The following is a 3,636-nucleotide window of genomic DNA, read 5'->3' as shown; positions in this document are numbered from 1 at the left end:
GTTTATTAATACCTAATAGTATTTTTAATAACAAAAGTTATGGAGTGTGGTGAATATGTTAACCGCCTCGTCAGCGAACTAATAAGCCGCATTCATGCTTCAGGGGCGTGTTGAAGCATAGTTAACCCACGGAGCGGCGCCTCGGCGTCGATGGGGAGTTGGATAACTGACGGGCTGAGTAGCTGAAGAGGTTCGCCATGATTTATGTCTTATATCGTGTCGCCGGTGGGCAGTACTGCGAGTTCACCTTACCGGATGAAGATGTGGCGGCTTACCGGCGCAAATCACGGATTAAAAAGATAGCGACGCCGATGAGTTCGGCGGAGGGAGAGAGTTCGACTGCTGGTAAACGTGGATCGTCCACGGTTAAAAAGCCGTTAGATGGGCCTTCGAGATAACGATAGACGCTGATGCGCTCGTTTACGCGAGCGATGACCAGGTCGCCGGATTCGGGCTGAATATCCGTATCGACAATGACGATACTGCCCGCTGTGGCCTCGGCGCAACCGCTGTTTCGATCGATTAAATAGGCTCGCCAGGTTTTTTTGGCGCGGACGCCGTTAGGCGTGGCGATGGTTTCGCTGGTTTTACCCGCCAACGTCCAGACAGGCACGTCACTGGCCGCGGGAGCTTGCATAAAGCCTTCTTTAATTGAAGGCCCCTGCATCTCTCCCTGACCTTTGGCCAGCCATTCAACGTTAACGTTGAGGGCGGCCGCGATGTCGACCAGTTTACGCGATCCAGCGGCCTGACCTTTCGTCAGGCGCCAGATGGTAGGCTGCGAAACGCCGGATGCTTTAGCTAAAGCACCCTGCGTCATCCCGGCCATTGTCATCGCTATATTGAGCCGCGTAGCAAGAGAATCTGTTTTCATAAACGAAAATTTATAGCGTGCCGTATTGTTCGTCAAACACGCTTTGCTATGGCCTGTTTCGATACGTTTTGTTATGGGTTCTCAGCATTATACATAACAGAACGAAAACCACCAATGTAGCAGAGCCAATTTTTAACAAGGTCACGGGTGAGTCGTAAAAAGGAGCTGTCTATGAGTGAAGTTATAAAAATTCTTAAATTTGAAGAGGGTTACCGGGCGAAACCTTATATCGATACCGAAGGTTTTCCAACCGTGGCTTACGGCATCAAGCTTGGGCCGCGCGGCTGCCCCATTAGTCATTATACCTTTACCGTTCCTGAGGTGGTGGGCAGCGTCTGGCTGGAAACCCTGTTGAGCAATAACAGGTTACAAATGAATAGCGTACCAGGCATTGTCGATGCGCTGCGACACTGCAACGAACCACGTAGCGATATTTTATACAGCATGGCCTGGCAGATGGGCGTTGAAGGGCTGGCAGGATTCAAGAATACGTTGGCCCTGATTTCTCAGGAAAACTTCGCCGCCGCCGCCAGCAGCATGTTGATGAGTAAGTGGGCGCGCCAAACGCCTAATCGGGCAAAACGCCACGCAGATGTCATGCGTAGCGGCAGTTATGAAAGCTACAGAGGGGTAATTATATGACAATGAAACTAAAGCTGGTTAGGGATTGGCGGGACTGGTGGCGCTGGCATTCTACGAAAGCGCTGGTGTTGCTGGGTCTGTTACCTACCATCTGGTTAGAAATGCCGCCGGAATGGAAGACATTAATTCCGTCGCACTGGCTGCAAATTGCCTCTTTCATCGTGATGGTGCTGGGCATGCTTTCACGTATTACCCGACAAAAAGCGCCAGAAGGAGGGCAGACAGTGTCACAAGGTGACGACACGATAGACAGACACCAGGGCTAAATAATAAAAACGGCAAAAATATAATTTCCGTAATACAAGCGGAAAGGGAATTCCGCAACCTGAATTTAGGTCGTTCGTAGTGTGAATATATCCGTAAGTAAAAAACAAACTTATCAAATCATTTATTCTGGAGGTTTTTATGTCTTTAACTACATCTTCTCAAAACATCGCCGCAAATAGCGCAACGGATTATACCACTGATAATACCGCTGCTTTTCAGGCGCTACTTAATAAGGAACGATATGTTATCGTCGACACCATTATTAATTTATCTGCGCAGGTTAAAACTGCCTTTGAAGGGCAGATTATCGAAGGTACCGAAACGGGCGAAATTCGACCGATCGGCACGAATATGAGTATTCGATCAATGATCGCGTTGAAGCACAAGCGCTGTCGGCTGCGTAACCTGAAATCAACCAACCCGTTACTGCTGCAAAGTAACGCCAGCGGCGATAACGGCGGCGGCCGTCAGGGGACGGTAGATATTCAGGCGGACTTCTGCGTTATTGAAGGCTGTACCATGATTAACCAGGTAAACGCGGTAATCGCTGGCTCCATTCAGCGCGCTCACGGTTCGCGTATTATTGGCAATAACTTCCTTGATTGTATTGGCGTCGGGCTGGAAGAGCGCGGCGATGCGGTCAGCATCTGGGGATCGGGTACGGTAATTGCCAATAACTACGCCTCCTGTAAAGAAGGCACCGACGGACGCATCGCGTTTCATGCTGAAGCGCCGGTCACCTCAAACAGCGGGCGTGCACAGTTTGACGCGCAGCACACCATCATGGCGAATAACCTGGCTTATGGTCCGTTCCGTCGTCATTTTGTGATGGAAGGCATCACCAACGGCAGCTCGATTGGCAACGTTTCTATCGGCGGCGCGACCTGGTGGGGTGAAGCCTATATTATGTGTACCAATGTGGTGGTGGAAAACACCATCAAATATACCCGTACGCCGGTTGATACACAGGGGGCGAACTGGGCGCCGAAGCGGGGAGCCATTTGTGTTCAGAACTGGTCATACAACGTTAATATTCGCTCAACGGTGGTAATGGACGAAGGTTCTGTGGGGGATGGTTTTATTCTGGATCGATCCTCAACGGTGAAAGGCGAACATAAATTGACGTTGCAGCTCTCTATGCTGAATAAAGGCGACCCGAAAAATAACGCTTTTAATTTAGTGCCGGCGGAAGATCTGCATCTGGTTAACTGCTATGCCGAAGGCTTCTCCGCGTTGTTGAAAGGAACGACCAGCGATTATAATACCGTGCTGTTAACCGGCTGCCGTTTAATCAGTAATGGATCGGCTACCGGCATCCTTATTCAGGGCGGTAGTGGCGGTACGCTTTCTATTAACCACAGCATTATTGATGTAGGCACAAATAACTTTGCCATGAACCTGTTTAACCTGGCGAAGGTGCATATTACCAGTACCGGCTATTCTGCAGCAAAATTCGCCGTCGGCATGCAGAATATTGGCGAGAAATTTGTTATGAGTAACTGTTATAACCTGAACTCCGCCGTGCCGCTGACCCTGCGCTATACCAAAACCAGCACCACAGGAGGAGCGCCGGTGGTCACTTCTGGAGGCGACGTGCCCGATATTGAATGGCTGTTTAACGAGAACGACGGCATTACCTGCGGCTTCGTTTACTCGCAGGATCAACTGAAGTCGGCCGCGTCAACGGTGAATACCGTGGGCAAGGCGATGGGTAAAATTGTGCTGGGCTATGGCGCTGATAAAAAGCTGCGTTACTACTACGCAACTGCGCCTGATACCAAGGGGGCCTGGGTATCTTTCGACAATAGCGAAACCATTACGCCAGCGTAACCGTATGACCTTCCGGCCTGGCC

Annotated in this window: 4 protein-coding genes; 3 read left to right on the top strand and 1 reads right to left on the bottom strand. The window is 50.3% G+C overall.

What is annotated here, in order from left to right; genetic code table 11:
* Window positions 1–271: 271 nt before the first annotated feature.
* A complete protein-coding gene (locus MYY08_RS02185; protein WP_312394470.1) occupies window positions 272–910 on the bottom strand; it encodes a helix-turn-helix domain-containing protein in 639 nt (212 codons plus the stop codon).
* A gap of 111 nt (window positions 911–1,021) precedes the next feature.
* Here MYY08_RS02185 and MYY08_RS02180 point away from each other — a divergent pair, with 111 nt between their 5' ends.
* The 3 genes from MYY08_RS02180 to MYY08_RS02170 all read left to right on the top strand — a co-directional run bounded on the left by MYY08_RS02180 (window position 1,022) and on the right by MYY08_RS02170 (window position 3,613).
* Entirely contained in the window at window positions 1,022–1,516 is a 495-nt protein-coding gene (locus tag MYY08_RS02180; protein WP_306552669.1) for a lysozyme family protein, read from the top strand.
* Entirely contained in the window at window positions 1,513–1,782 is a 270-nt protein-coding gene (locus MYY08_RS02175) for a DUF7940 domain-containing protein (protein ID WP_244555262.1), read from the top strand. The genes MYY08_RS02180 and MYY08_RS02175 overlap by 4 nt, the downstream gene beginning before the upstream one ends.
* Before the next feature lie 139 nt (window positions 1,783–1,921).
* A complete protein-coding gene (locus MYY08_RS02170) occupies window positions 1,922–3,613 on the top strand; it encodes a hypothetical protein (protein ID WP_084970063.1) in 1,692 nt (563 codons plus the stop codon).
* The last annotated feature ends 23 nt before the right edge of the window (window positions 3,614–3,636 follow it).

Origin of the sequence: Mixta sp. (assembly GCF_024610815.1) — a bacterium.
Classification (GTDB): domain Bacteria; phylum Pseudomonadota; class Gammaproteobacteria; order Enterobacterales; family Enterobacteriaceae; genus Mixta; species Mixta calida.
The sequence above is the reverse complement of the archived record's forward strand: the minus strand, read 5'-3'. Positions and strand labels throughout refer to the sequence as shown.

Coding starts and splice junctions, on each gene's coding strand:
- MYY08_RS02175 (WP_244555262.1), top strand. CDS start 1,513: ATGACAATGAAACTAAAGCTGGTTAGGGATTGGCGGGACTGGTGGCGC.
- MYY08_RS02170 (WP_084970063.1), top strand. CDS start 1,922: ATGTCTTTAACTACATCTTCTCAAAACATCGCCGCAAATAGCGCAACG.